18 protein-coding genes, 1 tRNA gene and 1 pseudogene are annotated in these 23098 nt (G+C 63.0%); 6 read left to right on the top strand and 14 right to left on the bottom strand.

What is annotated here, in order from left to right:
• Positions 1-7: 7 nt before the first annotated feature.
• The 4 genes and pseudogenes from AC1D0I_RS13105 to AC1D0I_RS13120 all read left to right on the top strand — a co-directional run bounded on the left by AC1D0I_RS13105 (position 8) and on the right by AC1D0I_RS13120 (position 5900).
• Entirely contained in the window at positions 8-1192 is a 1185-nt protein-coding gene (locus AC1D0I_RS13105; protein WP_477307047.1) for a malate--CoA ligase subunit beta, read from the top strand.
• Positions 1193-1206: 14 nt separating this feature from the next.
• A complete protein-coding gene (sucD, locus tag AC1D0I_RS13110) occupies positions 1207-2106 on the top strand; it encodes a succinate--CoA ligase subunit alpha (protein WP_184873479.1) in 900 nt (299 codons plus the stop codon).
• 77 nt (positions 2107-2183) lie between these two features.
• Positions 2184-3152, top strand: a complete 969-nt coding sequence (locus AC1D0I_RS13115; protein WP_477395525.1) for a 2-hydroxyacid dehydrogenase — start codon at positions 2184-2186, stop codon at positions 3150-3152.
• A 40-nt stretch (positions 3153-3192) separates the two neighbouring features.
• Positions 3193-5900, top strand: a pseudogene (locus AC1D0I_RS13120) (phosphoenolpyruvate carboxylase).
• A gap of 136 nt (positions 5901-6036) precedes the next feature.
• Here AC1D0I_RS13120 and AC1D0I_RS13125 read toward each other — a convergent pair.
• Positions 6037-6121 (bottom strand) — tRNA-Leu (locus AC1D0I_RS13125).
• Between the two features lie 235 nt (positions 6122-6356).
• On the opposite strand from AC1D0I_RS13125, the gene lipB reads away from it, so the two are divergent.
• The gene (lipB, locus tag AC1D0I_RS13130; RefSeq protein ID WP_477395527.1) at positions 6357-7100 is read left to right on the top strand and encodes a lipoyl(octanoyl) transferase LipB; all 744 of its coding nucleotides are present in this window, start codon (positions 6357-6359) and stop codon (positions 7098-7100) included.
• 27 nt (positions 7101-7127) lie between these two features.
• Here the strand turns inward: lipB and AC1D0I_RS13135 are convergent, their stop codons facing one another.
• The 6 genes from AC1D0I_RS13135 to mce form a co-directional block, all read right to left on the bottom strand.
• Complete coding sequence (locus tag AC1D0I_RS13135) at positions 7128-8378, bottom strand: site-2 protease family protein (protein ID WP_477395529.1); 1251 nt, start codon at positions 8376-8378, stop codon at positions 7128-7130.
• Positions 8379-8902: 524 nt separating this feature from the next.
• Positions 8903-9595 (bottom strand): ABC transporter ATP-binding protein, encoded by a 693-nt coding sequence (locus AC1D0I_RS13140; RefSeq protein ID WP_184873474.1) that lies wholly within the window; start codon positions 9593-9595, stop codon positions 8903-8905.
• The gene (locus tag AC1D0I_RS13145; RefSeq protein WP_477228755.1) at positions 9592-10878 is read right to left on the bottom strand and encodes a lipoprotein-releasing ABC transporter permease subunit; all 1287 of its coding nucleotides are present in this window, start codon (positions 10876-10878) and stop codon (positions 9592-9594) included. The genes AC1D0I_RS13140 and AC1D0I_RS13145 overlap by 4 nt, the downstream gene beginning before the upstream one ends.
• Entirely contained in the window at positions 10875-12203 is a 1329-nt protein-coding gene (proS, locus tag AC1D0I_RS13150; protein WP_477395531.1) for a proline--tRNA ligase, read from the bottom strand. The genes AC1D0I_RS13145 and proS overlap by 4 nt, the downstream gene beginning before the upstream one ends.
• Positions 12204-12833: 630 nt before the next feature.
• Entirely contained in the window at positions 12834-13118 is a 285-nt protein-coding gene (locus AC1D0I_RS13155) for a DUF1467 family protein (protein WP_095087253.1), read from the bottom strand.
• Complete coding sequence (gene mce / locus AC1D0I_RS13160) at positions 13115-13519, bottom strand: methylmalonyl-CoA epimerase (protein ID WP_477395533.1); 405 nt, start codon at positions 13517-13519, stop codon at positions 13115-13117. Before mce ends, AC1D0I_RS13155 begins: the two co-directional genes overlap by 4 nt.
• 258 nt (positions 13520-13777) lie before the next feature.
• Between mce and AC1D0I_RS13165 the strand changes: the two genes are divergently transcribed.
• Positions 13778-14572, top strand: coding sequence for an MBL fold metallo-hydrolase (locus tag AC1D0I_RS13165; RefSeq protein ID WP_477395535.1), 795 nt, complete (start codon positions 13778-13780; stop codon positions 14570-14572).
• A gap of 15 nt (positions 14573-14587) precedes the next feature.
• Here the strand turns inward: AC1D0I_RS13165 and AC1D0I_RS13170 are convergent, their stop codons facing one another.
• The 7 genes from AC1D0I_RS13170 to AC1D0I_RS13200 are packed head-to-tail and all read right to left on the bottom strand — an operon-like array spanning position 14588 to position 22993.
• The gene (locus AC1D0I_RS13170; RefSeq protein WP_184873469.1) at positions 14588-16258 is read right to left on the bottom strand and encodes a ribonuclease J; all 1671 of its coding nucleotides are present in this window, start codon (positions 16256-16258) and stop codon (positions 14588-14590) included.
• Between the two features lie 32 nt (positions 16259-16290).
• Positions 16291-17112: a biotin--[acetyl-CoA-carboxylase] ligase gene (locus AC1D0I_RS13175; RefSeq protein WP_477395537.1), complete on the bottom strand. Its 822-nt coding sequence runs from the start codon at positions 17110-17112 to the stop codon at positions 16291-16293.
• A gap of 5 nt (positions 17113-17117) precedes the next feature.
• Complete coding sequence (nuoN, locus tag AC1D0I_RS13180; protein ID WP_457153270.1) at positions 17118-18554, bottom strand: NADH-quinone oxidoreductase subunit NuoN; 1437 nt, start codon at positions 18552-18554, stop codon at positions 17118-17120.
• 19 nt (positions 18555-18573) lie between these two features.
• Positions 18574-20079 (bottom strand): NADH-quinone oxidoreductase subunit M, encoded by a 1506-nt coding sequence (locus tag AC1D0I_RS13185; RefSeq protein WP_095087237.1) that lies wholly within the window; start codon positions 20077-20079, stop codon positions 18574-18576.
• The gene (gene nuoL / locus AC1D0I_RS13190) at positions 20079-22052 is read right to left on the bottom strand and encodes an NADH-quinone oxidoreductase subunit L (protein ID WP_477395539.1); all 1974 of its coding nucleotides are present in this window, start codon (positions 22050-22052) and stop codon (positions 20079-20081) included. Before nuoL ends, AC1D0I_RS13185 begins: the two co-directional genes overlap by 1 nt.
• A gap of 10 nt (positions 22053-22062) precedes the next feature.
• Complete coding sequence (gene nuoK / locus AC1D0I_RS13195) at positions 22063-22371, bottom strand: NADH-quinone oxidoreductase subunit NuoK (protein WP_023676620.1); 309 nt, start codon at positions 22369-22371, stop codon at positions 22063-22065.
• Position 22372: 1 nt separating this feature from the next.
• Positions 22373-22993, bottom strand: a complete 621-nt coding sequence (locus AC1D0I_RS13200; RefSeq protein WP_095087233.1) for an NADH-quinone oxidoreductase subunit J — start codon at positions 22991-22993, stop codon at positions 22373-22375.
• Positions 22994-23098: the final 105 nt, after the last annotated feature.

A 23098-nucleotide genomic window follows, 5' to 3' on the forward strand; every position in this document is an offset into this window, starting at 1 on the left:
ACAAAAAATGGACATTCACGAATACCAGGCCAAGGAGCTGCTTGCCCGCCACGGGATTCATGTTCCGCGCGGCGGCCTGGCCTACAGCCCCGAGCAGGCAACCTATCGGGCGCGCGAGATCGGCGGCGGCAAATGGGTTCTCAAGGCGCAGGTTCATTCCGGTGCCCGCGGCAAGGCCGGCGGCATCAAGCTCTGCGCCAATGACGAGGAGATCTCCAACGCGGCCGAAGCAATGCTCGGCCGCAAGCTCGTGACCCAGCAGACCGGCCCGCGAGGCAAGCTGATATCGCGGCTCTACCTCGAGGAGGCCGTCGACATCGCGCAGGAGCTCTATGTCGGCTTCGTTCTCGACCGCAAGGAGGAGCGCGTCATGATCGTGGCGTCGGCCGCCGGTGGCATGGAGATCGAGGATATTGTCGAGAGGGCGCCGGATTCCATCATCCGGACCACGGTCGATCCGGGCGTCGGCATGCAGCGCTTCCAGGCGCGCGAGATCGCCTTCGGGCTCGGCCTGGATCAGAACCTGATCGGCAAGGCGACCGAAACCATCTTCAGCTGCTACCAGGTGTTCCGCGACTACGACGCCTCGATGCTGGAGATCAATCCGCTGGTGGTGACGCGCGACGGCAACCTCGTCGCGCTCGACGCCAAGATGTCGTTCGACGAGAACGCGTTGTTCCGGCGGCCGGAAATCTCGGAGCTGCGCGACAAGAGCCAGGAGGACCCTCGTGAGACCTTCGCCAGCGACCGGGGCCTCTCCTATGTCGGTCTCGACGGCAATATCGGCTGCATCATCAACGGCGCCGGCCTCGCCATGGCGACGATGGACATGATCAAGATCGCCGGCGGCGAGCCGGCCAACTTCCTCGACATCGGTGGCGGCGCCTCGCCCGAGCGGGTCGCGAAATCGTTTCGGGCCGTGCTGGGCGACAAGAATGTCGAGACCATCCTGGTCAACATCTTCGCCGGCATCAACCGTTGCGACTGGGTCGCCGAAGGCGTCGTCAAGGCGATCCGCGAAGTCGGCGTCAATGTCCCCCTGGTGGTGCGGCTTGCCGGCACCAAGGTCGAGGAAGGGCGCCGCATCCTGGCCGATTCCGGCGAGGCGGTGATCGTCGCCGAAACGCTGGCGGAAGCCGCCGAAAAAGCCGTCGCCGCATGGCGTTCGGCAATGCTCAAAAAAGCAAGCTGAGGGAGCTGAAAAATATGGCAATCCTGCTCAACCGCGGCACGCGGGTCATCGTCCAGGGCTTCACCGGCAAGATCGGCAGCTTCCATGCCGAAGACATGAAGCGCTACGGCACCAAGCTCGTCGGCGGCGTGACGCCCGGCAAGGGCGGTCAGAAGCATCTCGGCCTGCCGGTCTTCAACACCGTCAAGGGCGCCGTTCGCGAAACCCGCGCCGAAGCGAGCATCGTCTTCGTGCCGCCGCCTTTCGCTGCCGATTCGATCATGGAAGCCGCCGATGCCGGCATAAAGCTATGCGTCTGCATCACCGACGGCATCCCCTCGCAGGACATGATGCAGGTGAAGCGCTACATGCTTCGCTACCGTTTCGAGGACCGCATGCGGCTGATCGGTCCGAACTGCGCTGGCGTGATCACGCCCGGACAGGCACTGATGGGCATCATGCCGGGCAGCATCTATCTCCCCGGTCGCGTCGGCATCGTCGGGCGCTCGGGCACGCTCGGCTATGAGGCAGCCTCGCAGATGAAGGCGCTCGGCATCGGCGTTTCGACCAGCGTCGGCATCGGCGGTGATCCGATCAACGGCTCGTCCTTCAAGGACATGCTGAAGCTGTTCGAACAGGACGACGAAACCGATGCCGTGGTCATGATCGGCGAGATCGGCGGACCGCAGGAGGCGGAAGCCGCGATCTGGGCGCGCGACAACATGCGCAAGCCGCTGATCGCCTACATCGCCGGGCTTTCCGCGCCGAAGGGCCGGCGCATGGGCCATGCCGGCGCCATCATCTCGGCCTTCGGCGAGTCGGCGCAGGAAAAGGTCGAAATCCTCAAAGAGGCCGGCGTCGTCATCGTGCCGACGCCATCGTCCTTCGGGGAGGTCGTTGCCGATACCCTGGCCGGGATGAAGAAGGCGGCCTGACGGTCGCATGGCTCAAAATGTGAAGTCTGTTTCGGGTCGGCGGATGCATCGCGGCCCATCGATCGGCAGGAAATTCGATGAAACCGCGTTTGATTGTCACCCGGAGATGGCCGGCCCCCGTTGAAGCGATCCTCGCCGAGCGCTTCGACACGACGCTCAACCCCAGCGATACGCCGCTGAGCCCTGCCGCAATGACATCGGCATTCGCGAATTTTGACGCGATCCTGGCAACGGTCAGCGACCGCTTGCCTGGTGCAGTGTTTCCCGAGAACACCGCCCGCACCCGGATCATTGCCAATTTCGGCGTCGGCTTCAGCCATATCGATGTCGCGGCAGCCCGCGACCGCGACATCGTCGTGACCAACACTCCGGGCGTGCTGACCGATTGCACCGCCGACCTCGCCCTCAGCTTGCTGTTGGCTGTCGCGCGCCGGACTGGTGAGGGCGAGCGGCAGTTGCGGGCCGGAGAGTGGCGCGGCTGGTCGCCAACCCATATGGCCGGCGCGAAGGTGTCGGGCAAAACCTTGGGTATTGTCGGCATGGGGCGCATCGGCAAGGCGACAGCCAGGCGCGCGCATTTCGGCTTCGGTATGAACATCGTGTTCTTCAATCGGTCCCCGGTCGATGATGACGAGACGCGCGCCATGGGCGCGGTGCAGATGCCAACCCTGGAAGATGTGCTCACCGCATCCGATTTCGTGTCGCTGCACTGTCCGGGCGGCGCGGAAAACCGCCATCTCATCAATGCCCGAAGCTTGCGGTCCATGAAAAGCGACGCGTTCCTGATCAACACGGCGCGCGGCGACGTTGTCGACCAGGATGCCCTGATCGGTGCGCTGGAAAGGCGCGAGATCGCTGGGGCGGGTCTCGACGTCTTTGCCGACGAGCCGGCCGTTCCGGAGGCGCTGAAGCGGTTGGAGAACGTGGTGCTGTTGCCACATCTCGGGAGTGCGACCGAGGAAACGCGGGTGGCTATGGGCATGAAGGTGGTGGAGAACCTGACCGCCTTTTTCGAGGGTCGCCCGGTCCCCGACCGGGTCGCCTGACAGCAGGCGCCGCCCTCGGTTCAGGGCTACAGCGGCATCGGTGCGGACGAAGCAGGAAACCGGTTTGGAACAGAGCAGACGCATCAACTTTCGTGAGGACGAGCGCAGCCTGTTGTTGCGCTTGCTGCTTCAGGTCGCAAGCGCGCGTGAGCCCGAGATCGCCGCCGTTCTGGCCGGACGTCGGTCGCTTGTCTCCCTCGCCGCGGAGCAGCGCATCCCGGCGCTCCAGGCGAGCGGCGTATGGTTCCAGTTGCTGGCGATAGCAGACGAGTTGCTTGCCATGCGGGCGCGCCGCGAACTCGAACAAGGCGCGGGTGTCGACGAAGTGCCCGGATCCTTTGCCAGCGTGATCGCGCAGATGGCAGCGAACGGCCAATCCGCCGAGGAAGTCCAGGCGAAGCTCGATGAGCTTCGCGTCGGCCCGACCATGACCGCGCACCCGACGGAGGCCAAACGCGTCACGGTGCTGGAGATCCACCGCCGTATCTATCGCAAGCTGACCGAGCTCGACCAGCCGCGCTGGGCACCGCGCGAACGCTCGCTGTTGGTCGCCGATCTGGAAAGCGAGATCGAGCTTCTGTGGATGACGGGTGAGCTGCGCCTGGAGCGTCCGACGGTCGAACGTGAAATCGCCTGGGGCCTGCATTTCTTTCGCGAAGTCATCTTCGAGGCAACGCCGCAGCTCTATGGCAAGCTGCAGGCCGCCTTCGAGCGTCACTATCCGGGAGAGCCGATCAGAATTCCCTCATTCATGCGCTATGCCTCGTGGATCGGCGGCGACCGCGATGGCAATCCAAATGTGACTGCCGCGGTCACCGCCCATGCCATGGCCGAATACCGCAACACCGCCATCGGCTGGTATCTGACGCAGGTGCAGCGGCTGGTGACGGTGCTCAGCGCCAGCTCGAACGTCATCGACCTGCCGGCCAGCTTCAAGCCGGTGCTGCAAACGGCGCTTGATAAAAGCGGACTGGCATACGTGATCGCCGCCCGCAACCCTGACGAACCGCTTCGCCAGTTCGCTTCGGCCTTGCTTGCCCGGCTGGAGGCCACGCGAGACGGCGGTCCGGCGGCATATCTCTCGGCAGAGGCGTTTCGTGCCGATCTGAACGGGCTGTCCTCCGTTCTCGAAGCAATCGGAGGGCGCGCGGTAGCCAAGCGTTTCATCCAGCCTCTGCTTTGGCAAGTTGGAAGCTTCGGCTTCCGTACGGTCTCGCTCGACATCCGGCAGAACTCCACGGTCGTCAACCGGGTGCTGGCCGAGCTGTTTGCGCTGGAAAATCCCGCCGAACCGGTCGTAGCCGGCACGCCGCAATGGTCGGCGCGCATTCGCGCGGCCATCAGCCAGGGCGAGCGGCTGGAGATCGACGCAGGCCGGCTCTCGCCTGAAGCAGGTGAACTGCTTTCGACATTCTCAGTTATCCGCGAGCAGATCTCCGGGTCGGATGCCGACGCTGTCGGCTCCTTCGTTCTCAGCATGACCCGTTCGGCCGACGATCTGCTCGCTGTCTATCTGCTGGCGCAATATTGCGGACTTTCAACCGCGCCCGGTGGCGGCGGCACGATCAGGCTGCGGATCGTGCCATTGTTCGAGACCATCGCCGATCTACAGGCCGCACCGGGCATCCTGAATGGATTGCTCGGCGTTTCACTGGTGAGGCGGACAGTGCGGGATTTCGGCGCGCGCCAGGAAATCATGCTTGGTTATTCAGATTCCAACAAGGACGGCGGTTTTCTGGCTTCCAATTGGGAACTGGCAAAAGCGCAAAAGCGCCTCGCCGCCGTCGGGCGCAAGCACAACGTCAGGATCAGTTTCTTTCACGGTCGCGGCGGCTCTGTCAGCGGTGGCGGCGCGCCGACCGGCCGGGCGATCGCGGCACAACCGGAAGGCACTGTAGCCGGATCCATGCGGGTGACGGAGCAGGGCGAGGTCGTATCGTCGAAATTCGCCAATCGCGGCACCGGCCTCAACCAGCTCGAGGTTCTCGCCGCTGGCGTGCTGGCCCACGGTGTCGGATCGCCCGGTGATGTCGAGCCGAAGGAAACGCCGGAATTCGACGAGGCGCTGGAAGCTCTGGCAGGCATGTCGCAGGCATCCTACGCCGGGTTGATGGCCGAGCCCGGTTTCCTCGATTATTTAACCAGGCGAGCCCGGTCGCGGAGCTGGCGCTCCTGAAAATGGGGTCACGGCCGGACCGCCGTTTCGGCGCCAGCGGCATTGCCGATCTGCGCGCCATCCCATGGGTGTTCGCCTGGAGCCAGAACCGTCATCTGCTGACTGGCTGGTATGGCATCGGCAGCGCGCTTAGCTCTTTCGTCGCCGTGCGCGGCGAGGCCGGGCGCGAACTTCTAGCTCGCATGTTCGAGCACTCGCGCTTCTTCCGCTTGATCGTCGACGAGGCCGAGAAGACGCTCTACCAGTCCGACATGGAGATCGCGGGGCTCTACGCCCGCCTGGTGTCCGACAGCGATGCGGCCCAGCGAATCTACGCCCGCATCGCCGCCGAATACGAGTTGACGCGACGCCTGATCGGCGACCTCACGGGAGGCGATCTTTCCGCGCGCTTTCCGATGTTCAAGCGGCGTTTCGACAGTCTGCGGCGACAGATGGATGACATTCACCGGCTGCAGGTCGATCTGCTGCGTGAAGTTCGGGCAAATACCGGCACGGCGGATCAAAAGCGGGCGACCGACGCTCTGCTTGTATCGATCAATTGTATTTCGGCTGGCCTTGGGTGGACGGGATAGGTCCTAAAAGGCGAAGCGGCGGCGTGGTCTGAAGGACGCGCCGCCGCTGCCGTTTCGATCAGCAGGAAGCCCTGTGGCCGCGACGTGTCATCGCCTGCCGTCAGAGCTCGCCATAAGCAATCTATCAGGGAAATCTTGGTGCGGTCGAGAAGACTCGAACTTCCACGGGTTGCCCCACAGCGACCTCAACGCTGCGCGTCTACCAATTCCGCCACGACCGCACGTGGTAGGAGCCGGAACCGACCGGCTCGCGGCGTGTAGCAAATCGTTTCCGGCGAAACAAGTGCGCCGCAAGCAATAATCGCCAGCGATTGGCATAACGTTCCACAGAATTGGAATGCGTAGCCGAAACTGGACGTTTCGGCCCGATAGCGCCATATGGAAGGCAAATGCATGTCGCCCGAAAGCGCAAGGCGGTTTTGGATCGTGACATGCATAAACGAAAAACGAAAAGCCATGCCAGAACGCAGCCAGATCGCCACGTCGTTCCTGCCGCTCCCCGGGTCAGCACCGGTCGAATGGCGCATCGAGCCTGGCCTCACCGCCTATCCGGATGCGTTGGCCTTCATGGAGGCGCGCGCCGAGGAGATCCGAAGCGGTGCCGCCGGCGAAATGGTCTGGCTTGTCGAACATCCGCCGCTTTACACCGCCGGCACCAGTGCCCGTAGCGAGGACCTGATCGACGCGAACCGTTTTCCAGTGTTCGCGGCTGGGCGCGGCGGTGAGTACACCTATCATGGGCCGGGCCAGCGGGTCGCCTATGTGATGCTCGACCTGAAGCGGCGCCGCGAGGATGTCCGTGCTTTTGTCGCCGCGCTTGAACAGTGGATCATCGGCACGCTCGCCGCTTTCAACGTGCACGGCGAACGCCGCGAGGACCGCGTCGGTGTCTGGGTGGTGCGGCCGGATCGCCCTGCCCTGCCGGACGGCTCGCCGGCCGAAGACAAGATCGCCGCCATCGGCATCAGGCTGCGGCGCTGGGTGAGCTTTCATGGCATCGCCATCAATGTCGAACCGGATCTCGACCATTTCAGCGGCATCGTGCCGTGCGGCGTGCAGGACCACGGCGTCACCAGCCTGGTCGATCTCGGCTTGCCTGTGACAATGGCGGACCTCGACCTGGCCCTGAAATCCGCCTTCGAGGACGTCTTCGGTCCCGCCACGGCTTTGCCTGTCGAAGCCACCCGTAAAGCCGGCTGACCCATCCGGCCCGAATATCAACACACCTCAGATCAGTTGCGCGGACGCCCACAGGACGCCGAAGCCATGGATAGCGAACACCGCCAGCAGCGCGCCGGCGATGACGAGGCGGTCGACGGTGCGGATCGGTTTCAGCTCGTGGCGCGGCTTTACCCCGCTGCGCATCGTCAGCAGGCTGAGGATTGAAAAGACCGCGCCCGCGGCGAGCAGAAAGCCCGGGGAAAAGCCGGCCTTTCGGCCAAGCCCCAGGAAGGCCGAAAGCAGGGAGAACGAGGCCAGCGCCAGCACGATCGGCCCCGGGCAGATCTGGCGCAGCACCTGGCCGCCATCGAACTTCCACACCGGCACCAGATTGGCGATGTTGAACAGGGCAGCAAAGCCCGCCAGCGTCGCCAGCAGCATTGCTGCCAGTCGATATCCTTCCGCGCCGGCAAAGGTGCTGGCGACGATGACGACCGGCACTAGGAAGGCGGAGAAGCCAGCGCCCATCAACGCCACGAAGGCGACTTCGAAACGGCTGTCATATGGACGCCCGCCAATGGCGATGCCACCGAGCAGCGGAATGAAGATCATGCGCGCCTTGTTGTGACCCATCAGGCGAAACGCGGCCATGTGGCCGAGCTCGTGCAGGGCCACCACTGACGTCAGGATCGCTGCCAGCGCCAGTCCGCCGAAATGAAGACCGAAGAACGGCCACAGGATCAATGCCGACAATGCCGCAAAGCCGACCTGGCTGAGCGGATGCTCGAACCAGCCGCCCTTGCGATACCGTCCGGTCCTTGCCCAGCGCTGCAGCTTGGAGAGTTCTCGGCGCATGGCGAAATAGCGGAAAACCAGGAAGGCAAAGCCGCGATAGCGATCGGTCTGGCCAAGCGTGACCCGCGTGCCGCTGCCTTCGGAAACGAGCTCAGTGGTCTCGCGAAAATCCTTCCAGAACGAGGTGTCGAGCGCGGTATCCTCAATGACCCGCATCGAGAAGCGGCTGCCCTCGACCACGTCTTCAAACCGCGACTTGCGCTCGATCGGCTTGCCGTCGCGGCCTTCCCAGGACAGCATAATGCGTGCCATGCCCTCGCCGTCCAGCAGCTCGGCCGAAAGGATCTCGCCGGACCAACCGGCATCGCTGCCGAGTGGCCACAGCGCCTGCCAGAGGCGCTGCCGGTCCATTGCCACGACACGGCTGAGCCTGATCGTGCGCAAACCAAGCGGCACGCTCATCAAGAGAAAGATCAGCCCGAGATTGCTGGCCACGAGGATGGCCGTGACGATGGGCGACACGCGACGTTGCTCCCTGTCTTGGAGGGATTACCCTAAACGTCGCGGCGGCAAGAAAAGCTTAACAGGAAAGCCCAGTTCCCGGTCACAAGCCATTCGCGTCGGCGTCTCAGTGAAAGGCATGCCGCCAGCGTTGATGCCCCCCTCTCCCCGTCTTGAACGGGGAGAGGGTATGTGAGGAGTTTCGCGCCCGAGGGACGCTTGCGTTCGCGCCACGTCCTCAACTCCAGATCACATGGCGCCGATCCAGATCGCCATGGAAATGAGAAACGTGCTCATGCAAACCAGTGAGATGACATCCTGAACCAGATCGGTCATAACTCTCTCCTGTTGTTGATATGTTTCTAATTTGTTCTAATTTTGTTCTATTGTCAACGGTCGGAATCCGGCCGCGTCCGGAATTTCCGGGCGATCAAATCGGCAGGGTTAAGGAAAGGTTGACGGGCGTGCGACAACCATCAATGGAGCCGCAACGCGCACTGAGGGTGGACTGAGGGTGGACTGTCTGCGAGCTGTCGAGACTGAGATCAGCCCGAGCCGAGCGGCACCACTTTGCCGTCGGCCAGCGTGACGCGCCGGTCCATGCGCGAGGCCAGTTCGTGATTGTGGGTGGCGATCAGCGCCGCGAGGCCCGATTGCTTGACCAGCGCCGCCAGCGCCTCGAACACATAGGAGGCGGTGACGGGGTCGAGGTTGCCAGTCGGCTCGTCGGCCAACAACACCAGCGGTGCGTTGGCAACCGCGCGGGCAATGGCGACACGCTGCTGCTCGCCGCCGGAAAGCTCGGACGGACGGTGCGACGCGCGCTTGCCGATCTGCATGTAGTCGAGCAGTTGCGCCGCGCGCTCCGACGCCTCCTTGCGGCTCAGCCCCTTGATGAGCTGCGGCATCATGATGTTTTCCAGCGCCGAGAATTCCGGCAGCAGGTGATGGAACTGGTAGACGAAGCCGACATCGTTGCGGCGGATCGCCGTGCGCTCGTCGTCGGAGAGCCGCCCGCAGGCACGGCCGGCCAGGATGACGTCGCCGGCATCAGGCCGCTCCAGCAGGCCGGCAGTGTGCAGCAGCGTCGACTTGCCGGTGCCCGACGGCGCCACCAGCGCAACCATCTCGCCGCGCTTCAGCGAGAAATCGGCGCCGTTGAGAATGGTGAGCTTGCGCGGCCCCTGGACGTAGTGCCGCTCGACGCTCTTCAGCTCGATAATGGCCTCGGCCATCATTCATACCTCAAAGCTTCGACGGGATCGAGCCGGGCGGCTCGCCACGCAGGAAACACCGTTGCCAGGAATGACAGCCCGAGCGCCATCAGGATGACGTAGGTCGTCTCGCGCGGATCCATTTTCGCCGGCAGCTGGCTGAGGAAATAGAGCTCCGGGTTGAACAGCACCTTGCCGGTCATCCAGGAGAAGAACTGGCGGATGGATTCGATGTTGGTGCAGATCAGCACGCCGAGCAGCACGCCGGCGATCGTGCCGGTCACGCCGATCGCCGCCCCCGTCATCAGGAAGATGCGCAGGATGGCGCCGCGCGACGCCCCCATGGTGCGCAGGATGGCGATGTCATGCCCCTTGTCCTTCACCAGCATGATCAGGCCGGAAATGATATTGAGCGCCGCCACCAGCACGATCAGCGTCAAGATCATGAACATGACGTTGCGCTCGACCTGCAGGGCGGAAAAGAAGGTCTCGTTGCGCTGGCGCCAGTCGACGAGGTCGATTGGCCGCTGCGCCGCCTCCTCCACCTTCGGTTTCAGCGCGTCGACATCATCGGGATTGTCGACATAGATCTCGATCGTCTGGGCCCGGCCGTCCATGTTGAAATAGAGCTGTGCCTCCGAGAACGGCATGTAGACGATGGAACTGTCATATTCCGACATGCCGACTTCGAAGATCGCGGTGATCGGATAGCCCTTCATGCGTGGCGTCGTGCCAAGCGGCGTCACGTCGCCGTCGGGCGAGATCAAGGTGATCGTGTCGCCGAGCGCCAGGCCGAGATTCTCGGCCATGCGCTTGCCTATGGCGACGCCCTCGCCGGTGTCGAAACCGGCGATCGAACCCTGCTTGACGTTGGCCGCGACGATGGCGATCTTGCTCAGATCCTCGCCGCGTATGCCGCGCACCAGCGCGCCGGTCCCGCCGCCGACATTGCCTTGCGCCAGCACCTGGCCGTCGATCAGCGGGATGGCGTATTTGACGCCGGGCACGCCGTTGATGCGTCCGGCGACCTGCGCGTAATCCTCAAGCGGCGAATCGAGCGGCTGCGCGATCAGATGGCCGTTGACGCCGAGGATGCGCGTCAACAGCTCCGCCCGGAAGCCGTTCATCACCGCCATCACCACGATCAGCGTGGCGACCCCCAGCATGATGCCGAGGAAGGAGATCGAGGCGATCACCGAGATCACCGTCTCCTTGCGCCGCGAGCGCAGGTAGCGCCAGGCAACCATGCGCTCGAAGATGGAAAAAGGTCCGGCGCCCGCCGATCTTGCCGCCGCCACGTCGCTCATGCGGCGCTGCCAAAGCGTTTTTTCGCGTCGGCGATCGGCAGCGTCTCGCGCTCGCCGGTCTTGCGATTCTTGATCTCGATCTCGCCTGCGGCAACGCCGCGCGGCCCGACGATGACTTGCCACGGCAGGCCGATCAGGTCGGCGGTGGCGAACTTGCCGCCCGGCCGCTGGTCGGTGTCGTCGTAGAGCACATCCTTGCCGGCGGCGACGAAGGCGGCATGCAGCTCGTCACAGACGCGGTCGCACTCGGCATCGCCCGCCTTCATGTTGATCAATCCGATGTCGAATGGCGACACCGCTTCCGGCCAGATGATGCCGTTGTCGTCATGGCTGGCTTCGATGATCGCCGCGACCAGGCGCGACGGACCGATGCCGTAGGAGCCGCCGGAGACGAAATGATCCTTGCCGTCGGGCCCGGTCACCTTGGCGCCCATCGGCTTGGAATATTTGTCGCCGAAATGGAAGATGTGGCCAACCTCGATGCCGCGCGCCGAAACCTTGTCGCTTTCGCCGATCTTCTCCCAGGCCGCCTCGTCATGCATCTCGTCGGTGGCGGCGTAGGGCGTCGTCCATGTCTTGACGATGTCGCCGATCTCGGCGTCGTTGGCGAAGTCGGTCTTTTCTCCGGGCACGTCCAGCGAAAGATAGTCGCGATGGCAGAAAACCTGGCTCTCGCCGGTGTCGGCGAGGATGATGAACTCATGGCTGAGATCGCCACCGATCGGCCCGGTGTCGGCCCGCATCGGAATCGCCTGCAGGCCCATGCGCGTAAACGTCCTGAGATAGGACACGAACATCCTGTTGTACGCCGCCTTGGCGCCCTCGAAGTCGAGGTCGAAGGAATAGGCGTCCTTCATCAGGAATTCCCTGCTACGCATGACGCCGAAGCGCGGCCGCACTTCGTCGCGGAACTTCCACTGGATGTGGTAGAGATTGAGCGGCAGGTCCTTGTAGGACTTCACGTAGGCGCGGACGATCTCGGTGACCACTTCCTCATTGGTCGGGCCGTAGAGCATGTCGCGGTCCTGCCGGTCCTTGATGCGCAGCATCTCCTTGCCGTAGTCATCATAGCGGCCGCTTTCGCGCCACAGATCCGCCGACTGGATGGTCGGCATCAGGATTTCCAGCGCACCGGCGCGATTCTGCTCCTCGCGGATGATCCGGCAAACCTTGTCCAGCACCCGCTTGCCGAGCGGCAGCCACGAGAAACTGCCCTGCCCCTGCTGTCGGATCATGCCGGCGCGCAACATTAGCCGGTGCGAGACGATTTCGGCCTCGCGCGGATTTTCTTTGAGGATAGGCAGGAAATAGCGCGACAAACGCATGGACTGGTCCGTGAGTGAGGATGGCCGCGCGGGAATCGGCGCGACACGGGCTTGCTTGCCCCGGCTTCATAGCCATTTCATGGCGGAATGGAAACCCGGACGCATCGATCCGAAAATCGGAAATCGGCTTTCGGAATGGCACGATACATGGGGTCGAACGTGCCTGAGCATCCTCGCGCGTGCCTCGGACACCCGGCGTTCCAGGGATGCTGCAGTGCCGCGCGCGTCTTACTGGTCGTTTCCCAAGCAAAGCCTGCCACACTATTGTGCAGTGCAGCACGAGAATGCCCGTTTCAAGGMAAAATTCTACGTGACATTTTCATTCGCGTTGGGCTAATGTGCCCCGATAACCRAGAGGGTAGAGAAAAATCTGCTCTCCTACGCGGTCAAAGTCTTGGGAGGATGCGATCTAGGCGCGGTAACTCGCTGCCGCCGGAAACCGGAAACAGATCGGACGCGTTTAAATTGCAAGGCCTTGTGCCTTGCATTTTTTTTGTGCAAACATCTGGTTAGCAGCAGAGATTGATAAACTGGATGACCTTGCGTCAACCGGCACAAAGCCAGAATCGCCATGGCCTCCAGGCGATATCGTGTCGATCTCGAATCGGCTGAAACGCGGCCTGAAAAGGCCTATTTCGTTGGCGTCTGACTGAATTCCGGAATGATGTGCGGCACCTCGTCGAGGCTGTATCCCAACCCTTTCGTCAGGCCATAGAAAATGCCCATGAGAACCGCCGTCGCGACGGTGGTTCGCAGGATGGCGCGCAGCATATGCGGGCCGCGCGGCGCACTTGGAACCGTGCCCAGCGTCACGTCATGATCGTCGTCCTGCGTCCTGACGCTGAACGGCAGCACGACGAACAGCACGATCCACCAGGTGGCGAAGAAAAGTGCGGTGAACGACACCCAGCTCATGATTGCTCCAGTTCGATCAGCGTACCGAAGAAATCCTTCGGATGCAGGAACAGCACCGGCTTGCCATGCGCCCCGGTCTTCGGATTGCCGTCACCTAGCACGCGCGCGCCTGCGGTCTTGAGCTGATCGCGCGCGGCCAGGATGTCGTCGACCTCGTAGCAAAGATGGTGCATGCCGCCGGACGGGTTCTTCTCCAGGAAAGCGGCGATCGGCGAGCCCTCGCCCAGCGGCTCCAGAAGTTCGATCTTGGTGTTGCCGACATTGACGAACACCACGGTCACACCGTGCTCCGGCAGTGCCTGCGGCTCCGTCACTTCGGCGCCGAGCGTGTTGCGATAGGCGGCGACGGCCACAGCCAGATCCGGCACTACAAGCGCGACATGATTCAGGCGACCGAGCATATCCGAGCATTCCCTTCTGGGTCCCGATGGCTGGCGTCATACGTCAAATCGACTGATATCAACAGCCTTTCACCAGGCGCGCACTGTCGCACTTCGATGAGCCGTCCTCGAACGCCGTTGAACGGGCCGAGAGTTTCAAAAATAGCCGCCCAGGCTGTTCCAATCGGCAACTGCGAAGTACAAACGGCAATGTCCGATGCTCACCCTTCTCGCCCACGCGTTTTCACATTCGGTCTTGGCTCATTCAAGGTTGCCGCTTTGCTCGATGCCGTCGATGTTCGCGACAACCTTGCATCGGCCCTGGCACCTGGACAGTCGTCAACCGCAGTGCACGAACTCGCTGGCTCGAACTTCATCGACCGCGATCGCTACGAGCACTGTTTCATCCCGACGCTGATCGACACCGGTTCCGAAAAGATCCTGTTCGACACCGGATGCGGAGATGCGGACAGTTCGCTTTTGGAATGTCTGCAGGACCTTGGGCTCGGGCCTGATGACATTGACGTGGTGATCATCACCCACGGGCACCCGGATCACATCGGAGGACTTGTGAAGGATGGCGAACCCGTTTTCAGGCGCGCACGCTATGTATTCGGCGCGGCGGAATTCAGCTTCTGGACCGAGGGAAATGCGGTGCGCGAGGCCAGATTGAAAAACCGCGATCTATTCAGGCGCATTTGCAGCAACCTGGCCGACCAGGCAACATTCATAGCGCCCGGAGATAAGGTTGCGCCTGGCATTACCGCCATCGACGCAGCCGGTCATTCTCCCGGGCTGCTGGCGTTTCTCGTCGAAAGCGACGGACAGCAATTGCTCATCTGGTCGGACGCTTTCCTGCACTATGTCGTGTCCATCCAGCGGCCGGAGTGGCGTGCCGATCTGGATGATGACAAAGACCTGGCCATCGAGACCCGCAAGCGACTGCTGAAGATGGCCGCGGAACAGCGTCTGTTGATCGCTGGCCACCACATGCCATTTCCAGGACTGGGCTACGTCGAGCAGGTAGACGGCTCTTTTCGCTGGCTTCCCGTCAGCTATCAGCTGAACGTATAGCGAACGCTGCCACCCTCACCGGGTGACGAACACCGTCACCAGCGGTTTCTTGCCCCAGGCTTCGTTGGCAGCGCCGCGCACAGCGCGCCGTACTGCCTCTTGCACCAGGTCGAGATCCTTTCGGCGCTGGCGGGGGATCGAATCCACCGCGCCGACTGCCGCATCGATCATCAGATCTTCGAGCGCCTCACCGCTTGCATCGGCCTCAGCGACGCCGATGGCGACCAGATCGGGATCGCCGGCAAGCTCATATTTGTCGTCGAGCACGACATTGACCGCGACATGGCCGGCAAAGGACAGCTTGCGCCGATCGCGAATGCCCATCGCCTGATCGGTGCCGATCAGACTGCCGTCCTTGTAGATGCGCCCGAACGGCACCTGGTCGATGATGGTGGCGGGACCGGGAGCGAGCCTGAGCATGTCGCCGTCTCGCACCTGCGCCACCTGGCCGATGCCTGAGGTCGACATCAGCGACCCCTGCGCCACCAGATGCGCCGCCTCGCCATGCACGGGAACGCCGATCTGCGGCCGCACCCATTCGTACATCTTGCGCAATTCGCTGCGCCGCGGGTGCCCGGAAACATGCACCAGCGCGTCGCCGTCCTCGATGATCTTGATGCCGAGGTCGATCAGGCGGTTCTTGATCTCGAGGATCGCCTTTTCATTGCCGGGGATCGTGCGCGAGGAAAACACCACTGTGTCGCCGGCCGTCAGCGACACCGATTTCATTTCTTCGCGCGACAGCTTGGCCAGCGCCGCCAAAGGCTCGCCTTGGCTGCCAGTGCAGATGATCACCAGGTTTTCGCGCGGTATGAAGCCAAAATCCTCTTCGGCGATGAACTCGGGCAGCCCGTCCATGTAACCGAGTTCATCAGCCACATCGATCACCCGCTTCAGCGAACGGCCGAGCACTAGGCACTGGCGTCCGGCATCCCGCGCCGCCTTGGCAATGGAGACGATGCGGCCGACATTGGAGGAGAAAGTGGTGACGGCGACGCGGCCCTTGGCAGCTTGGATGACGCCCTTGAGGCCCTCGCCCACGGCGACTTCCGAAGGCGACTCGCCTTCCCGCAGCGCATTGGTCGAATCGCAGATCAGCGCCAGAACACCCTTGTCACCATAGGCGCGGAAACGCGCTTCGTCGGTCTTGGGTCCGATCGTCGGTTCCGGATCGATCTTCCAGTCACCGGTGTGGATGACGGTGCCGGCCGGCGACGTGATCGCCAGCGACATTGGCTCGGGGATGGAATGCGCGACGGGAATGGCTTCGATCTCGAACGGGCCGACCGTGAATTTCTCGCCCGCCCGGTAAATGGTCAGCGGGATCTTCGGCGCGCCTTGTTCGCCCTGCCGCTTGGCTTCGAGCAGGCCGGCGCTGAACGGCGTCATCCAGACCGGGGCCTTCAGCTTCGGCCAGGTGTCGAGCAGCGCGCCATAATGGTCTTCATGCGCATGCGTGATGATGATGCCGCGCAGATTGGCGAGGTTCTCCTCGATGAAGCGCGTGTCGGGCAGCACCAGGTCGACGCCGGGCAGGCTGGCGTCGGGGAAAGTGACGCCGACATCGATGACGATCCACTCGCGCGCGCTCGGCGGGCCGTAGCCGTAGAGGGCGAAGTTCATGCCGATCTCGCCGACGCCGCCGAGCGGCACGAAGACGAGTTCGGCGTTTTCCGCTTTCGCCATGTTTTTTCCTTCCTGGCCCTCAGGCCAGCCCGTTAGACGCGGGCAGACGCCACCGCGCCGAAATGCACGTCGCCGGCGGCGATCGTCAGAATAGAACCTTCATCGTCGCGGATCACGAAACGGCAGTCCTCGTCAATGGTTTCAAACACGCCGCGCACCACATTACCGTCAATTCTGACAGCAACCTCGCCGCCAAGCCCCGCAGCCCGTGCCAGCCAGCGTTGCCTGACAGCGGCAAGTCCGCGCCCCTCATCCCACAACCGGGCATTCTCGCTCCAGGCATCCGACAGCGCCAGAAACAATGTTTCCGCATCGCATGTCGCGCCCAGCGCGCGCAATGAAGTTGCCGGATAAGGCAAATCCTCGGGATATGCCACAACATTGACGCCGATGCCGACCGCCACCGCGAAACGGCCGCCGTCCAGGATCGCCGATTCCAGCAGGATGCCGGCCAGCTTGGCGCCCGAGGCAAGCACGTCGTTCGGCCATTTCAGCTCGAACCGGTTTTTGCCCGCACTTGCGCCGTCGAGGCCTATGGCGATCCGGCCCTTCGGCACGACCGCGTCGAGCGCATCGGCCAGCGCCAGCCCGGCGACGAAGCCCAGCGTCGCGGCAAGACGAAGCTCGGCAGTGGTGATGACAAGCAGCGTCGCCGCGAGGTTGCCTTCCGGCGTCGCCCAGACACGGCCGCGCCGCCCGCGCCCGCTTTCCTGCTTCTTGGAAACGACCCACAATCTGCCGGGGTCGCCCGCCCGGGCATGGTCCAGCGCCAGCGCATTGGTGGAGCCGACGCTGTCATGTGCCTCGAGCCGGAACCCTTCCGACGCCGAGGTAGGAGCCAGCCGAAACGCCATGCCGTTTAGAAAAATGTCTTGGCAGCGGCTTCGGCATAGGTGCCGATCGGCCCGCCGATCAGCACGTAGAACAGCACGAAGGCGCCACTGACGCCGAGCACCAGGCGCAGTTCACTCGCCATCGGCACAAAGCCGCCAACCGGCTCATCGAACCACATGATCTTGATGATGCGCAGATAATAATAAGCACCCACCACCGAGGCCAGCACGCCGATGATCGCCAGCGCGTAGAGGTTGGCGTTGATGGCGGCGAGGAAGACGTACCATTTCCCCCAGAAGCCGGCGAGCGGCGGAATGCCGGCCAGCGAGAACATCAGGATGGTCAGGATCGTCGCCATGATCGGGTTGGTCGACGACAGACCGGCCAGGTCGCTGATCAACTCGACATTGCCTTCCTTGCGCCGCATGGCGAGGATGAAGGCGAAGGTGCCGAGCGTCATCACCAGGTAGATCAGCATGTAGATGGCGACGCCACGCACGCCCGCCTGGCTGTTGGCGGCAAGGCCGACCAGCGCGTAGCCCATGTGGCCGATCGAGGAATAGGCCATCAGTCGCTTGATGTTGGTCTGGCCGATCGCCGCGAAGGCGCCGAGCGCCATCGAGGCGATCGAGATGAAGACGATGATCTGCTGCCAGTCCGAGGCGATCGGCTTGAACGCGCCCATGGTGACGCGCACCATCAGCGCCATCGCCGCCATCTTGGGAGCAGCCGCCAGGAAGGCCGTCACCGGCGTCGGCGCGCCTTCATAGACGTCGGGCGTCCACATGTGGAACGGCACCGCCGAGATCTTGAAGGCAAGGCCGGCCAACACGAAGACCAGACCGAAAACCAGGCCAAGCTGGCGCTCGCCGCTGCCCAACGCCGTGGCGATCTCCTGGAAGCCGGTGTTGCCGGTGTAGCCGTAGACCAGGCTGATGCCATAGAGGAGCATGCCCGACGACAGTGCGCCGAGGACGAAATACTTCAGGCCGGCCTCGGTCGAACGCAGATTGTCACGGTTGATCGCCGCCAGCACGTAGATCGCCAGCGATTGCAGTTCGAGGCCGAGATAGAGCCCGATCATGCTGTTGGCCGAGATCATCAGCATCATGCCGAGCGTGCAAAGCAGGATCAGCACCGGATATTCGAATTTGTCGAAATGCTCCGCTTTGGCAAAGCGCATCGACATCACCAGCGTCACCGCCGAGCCGATCAGCGCCAGCACCTTCATGAAGTGGGCGAAGGAATCCTGGATGAAGGCATTGCCATAGGCGCTGCCCTGCCCCGTGCGGAAGACCAGCCAGGCGCCTGATAACACCAGCACGGCGACTGCGAGGCCGGTCACCGTATTGGCGGTGTTGGCGCGCGAATAGGCGCCGACCATCAGCAGCGCCAGCGCGCCGATGGCGAGGATCAGCTCTGGCGTCGACAGCGACAGGCTTGAGAGAAGGTCCGGCGTCATGGTTCGCAAAACCCTTGGGTTAATTCGCCGCCGCGGTCTGCGCGGCGCCGATGGATGCAGTGACATTGGTGACGAGCGACTTGACCGATTGGGCCGTCGCGTCGAAGACGGGCGCCGGATAGACGCCGAAGAATATGACCAGCACGACCAGCGGGTAGATGATCACCTTCTCGCGCGGCGACAGATCGAGCAGGCCCTTCAGGCTGTCCTTGGTCAGCGCGCCGAAAATCACCCGGCGATAGAGCCACAGCGCATAGGCTGCCGACAGGATGACGCCGGTGGCTGCGAAGAACGCCACCCAGGTGTTGACCCGGAAGACGCCGAGCATGGTCAGGAACTCGCCGACGAAGCCGCTGGTGCCGGGCAGGCCGACATTGGCCATGGTGAAGACCATGAACACGGTGGCGTATTTCGGCATGTTGTTGACCAGCCCGCCATAGGCGTCGATCTCGCGCGTGTGCATGCGGTCGTAGATAACGCCGACGCACAGGAACAGCGCGCCCGAGACAAGGCCGTGGCTGAGCATCTGGAAGATCGCGCCCTGCACGCCTTCCTGGTTCATGGCGAAGATGCCCATGGTCACGAAGCCCATATGGGCGACCGAGGAATAGGCGATCAGCTTCTTCATGTCCTCCTGCATCAGCGCCACCAGCGAGGTGTAGATGATGGCGACGACCGACAGCGTGAACACCAGCGGCGCGAACATTTCCGACGCCAGCGGGAACATCGGCAGCGAGAAGCGCAGGAAGCCGTACCCGCCCATCTTGAGCAGGATTGCGGCCAGGATCACCGAGCCCGCTGTCGGCGCTTCGACATGCGCGTCAGGCAGCCAGGTGTGCACCGGCCACATCGGCATCTTCACCGCGAAGGAGGCGAAGAAGGCGAGCCACAACCAAGTCTGCATGTTGGCCGGGAAATTGTGCGTCAAAAGCGTCGGGATGTCGGTCGTGCCGGACTGATAGAACATCGCCATGATGGCGAGCAGCATCAGCACCGAGCCGGCCAGCGTGTAGAGGAAGAACTTGAACGAGGCATAGACGCGCCGCTTGCCGCCCCAGACGCCGATGATGATGAACATCGGGATCAGGCCGGCCTCGAAGAAGACGTAGAACAGCACGATGTCCAGCGCACAGAACACGCCGATCATCAGCGTTTCGAGCAGCAGGAAGGCGATCATGTAGGCCTTGACGCGCTTCTCGATCGCTTCCCACGAGGCCAGGATGCAGAGCGGCATCAGGAACGTCGTCAGGATGACGAACAGCATTGAAATGCCGTCGACGCCCATATGGTAGGAGATGCCGGAGTCGAGCCAGGCAACCTTCTCGACGAACTGGAAACCCGCTTGCGAATTGTCAAAGCCGGTCCAGATGAACAGCGAGATGATGAACGTGAACGTCGTCGTCAACAGCGCGATGGCGCGGATGTTGCGGCGCGCGTTTTCACTGTCATCATTGATGAACAGGATGAGCAGCACACCAACCAGCGGCAGGAAGGTGACCAGCGAGAGGATTGGCCAGGCGGTCATCAGAGCATCATCCAGGTGACGAGTGCGGCAACGCCGATCAGCATGGCGAAGGCATAGTGGTAGAGGTAGCCGGTCTGCAGCTTGACGACGCGGTCGGTGACATCGATGACGCGCGCCGAGATGCCGTCAGGACCAAGACCGTCGATGATGGTGCCGTCGCCGGTCTTCCACAGGAAACGACCGAGCCGCTTGGCCGGCCGCACGAACAGGAAGTCGTACAGCTCGTCGAAATACCACTTGTTGAGCAGGAAGGCGTAGAGCAAGCGGTGGTTGGCGGCGACGCTTCGCGGCAATTCCGGCGAGCGGATGTAGAACTTCCAGGCCAGCGCGAAGCCGATCAGCATAGCGATGAAGGGCGAGAGCTCGACCCACAGCGGCAGTTCGTGGATTTCGTGCAGGATGTGGTTGTCCGGCAGTGTGAACAGCGATGCCTTCCAGAACTCGGCATAGCCCTCGCCGATGAAGGCGCCGTGGAAGATGATGCCGGCGAACAGCGCGCCAGCGGCCAGGATGAACAGCGGCACCAGCATCACCGGCGGCGATTCATGGACGTGGTGCATCACCTCATGGCTCGCCCGCGGCTCGCCATGGAAGGTCATGAAGATCAGCCGCCAGGAATAGAAGGAGGTGAAGCAGGCGGCGATGACCAAAAGCACGAAGGCGAGGCCGGCAACCGAATTGTGGCCGGCAAAGGCGCTTTCGATGATGGCGTCCTTGGAGAAGAAGCCGGCGGTGCCGATGACCGTCACCGGAATGCCGACACCGGTCAGCGCCAGCGTGCCGATCACCATCATCCAGTAGGTGGTCGGGATCAGCTTGCGCAGGCCGCCCATGTTGCGCATGTCCTGCTCGTCGGAGACGGCGTGGATGACCGAGCCCGAGCCGAGGAACAGCAGCGCCTTGAAGAAGGCATGGGTGAACAGGTGAAAGATCGCGGCACCGTAGGCGCCGACGCCGAGCGCCACGAACATGTAGCCGAGCTGCGAACAGGTCGAATAGGCGATGACGCGCTTGATGTCGTTCTGGACGAGGCCGACGGTTGCCGCGAAGAAGGCGGTGAAGGCGCCGATGAAGGTCACGACCGTCAGCGCCGAATGCGACAGTTCGAACAGCGGCGACAACCGCGCCAGCATGAACACGCCCGCCGTCACCATGGTGGCGGCGTGGATGAGTGCGGAGACCGGCGTCGGGCCTTCCATGGCGTCCGGCAGCCAGGTGTGCAGCGGCACCTGCGCCGACTTGCCCATGGCGCCCATGAACAGCAGCAGGCAGACGATCGTCATTGCCGACTGCTTGTCGAGCGCGTGCCCGAGGAAGGTCAGCACGGCGGCACCTTGCGGCGCGCCTTCAGCGGGAATGAACGTCGCCGCATTGGCGAAGATGGTGCCCAGATTGACCGAACCGAACAGCACGAACAGACCGAAAATGCCGAGCGCGAAGCCGAAATCGCCGACTCGGTTGACGACGAAGGCCTTGATCGCGGCGGCGTTGGCCGACGGCTTCTTGTACCAGAAGCCGATCAGCAGGTAGGACGCGAGACCCACCCCTTCCCAGCCGAAGAACATCTGCACCAGATTGTCGGCGGTCACCAGCATCAGCATGGCGAAGGTGAACAGCGACAGATAGGCGAAGAAGCGCGGCCGGTTCGGATCGTGGTGCATGTAGCCGATCGAATAGATGTGGACCAGCGCCGACACAGTGTTGACCACCACCTGCATCACCACCGTCAGCGTGTCGATCCGGAGTGCCCAGGACGCTTCCAATCCGCCCGACTGGATCCAGCGCAGCACCGGCACGGTGAACACCTCGCCATGGCCGAAGCCGACGCTGAAGAACGCAACCCACGACAGCACCGCCGCGATCACCAGGAAGCCTGAGGTGATGTATTCGGACGCCTTGGCGCCGAGCGACGTGCCGAACAGGCCGACGATCAGGAAGCCGAGCAGGGGAAGGAAGACGATGGCCTGATACATGGTGGTTCCGTCAACCCTTCATCATGTTCACGTCTTCGACCGCGATCGAGCCGCGGTTGCGGAAGAAGACGACGAGAATGGCAAGTCCGATGGCAGCCTCGGCCGCCGCGACCGTCAGCACGAACAGCGCGAACACCTGGCCGACGAGATCGCCGAGTGCGGCGGAGAAAGCGACGAAGTTGATGTTGACCGCGAGCAGGATCAGCTCGATCGACATCAGGATGACGATGACGTTCCGGCGGTTCAAAAAGATGCCGAACACGCCGAGCGTGAACAGGATCGCCGATACGGTCAGATAATGTGCGATGCCGACGACCATCTCAGACTCCTTCGCCCGACTTGACCTTGCGGATTTCCATGCCGGTCGCCGCGGTGCGGCCGACCTGGGCTGCGATCGACTGCCGCTTGACCCCTTCCTTGTGGCGCAGCGTCAAGACGATGGCGCCGATCATGGCGACCAAGAGCACGAGGCCGGCGATCTGGAAGTAGTAGAGGTAGTCCGTATAGAGGATGTCGCCGAGTGCTGCCGTATTCGAGCGCGTGGCGAGGTCCGGAATGGGCTTGGAGACCGTCGAGGCGAGCTGCGGTGCGAATGTGTAACCGCCCAGCACGACGATAAGCTCCGCCGCCAGGATCAGCCCGACCAGCGCGCCGATCGGCGCATACTGCAGCGCGCCTTCCTTCATCTCCGCGAAATCGACGTCGAGCATCATGACGACGAACAGGAACAGCACCATGACCGCGCCGACATAGACGACGAGCAGGATCATCGCCAGGAACTCGGCGCCGGTCAGCATGAACAGGCCGGCCGCGTTGAAGAAGGTCAAGATCAGGAACAGCACCGAATGCACGGGGTTGCGCGACGAAATGACCATGAACGCCGACGCCACCGCGACAAAGGCGAAGAGGTAGAAAAAGGCCGCCTCTAGTCCACTCAGCATGGGGTTCCCCCGGGTTCCTGTCCGGACCGGCTCTCGCCATGTCCGCTTCTGTGGCTTGGTACCGCCTCCGGTTCCCAAGTCGCGTTGTCCTTAGACGAGGCCCCT

Source organism: Mesorhizobium sp. P2_D1 (assembly GCF_056404455.1).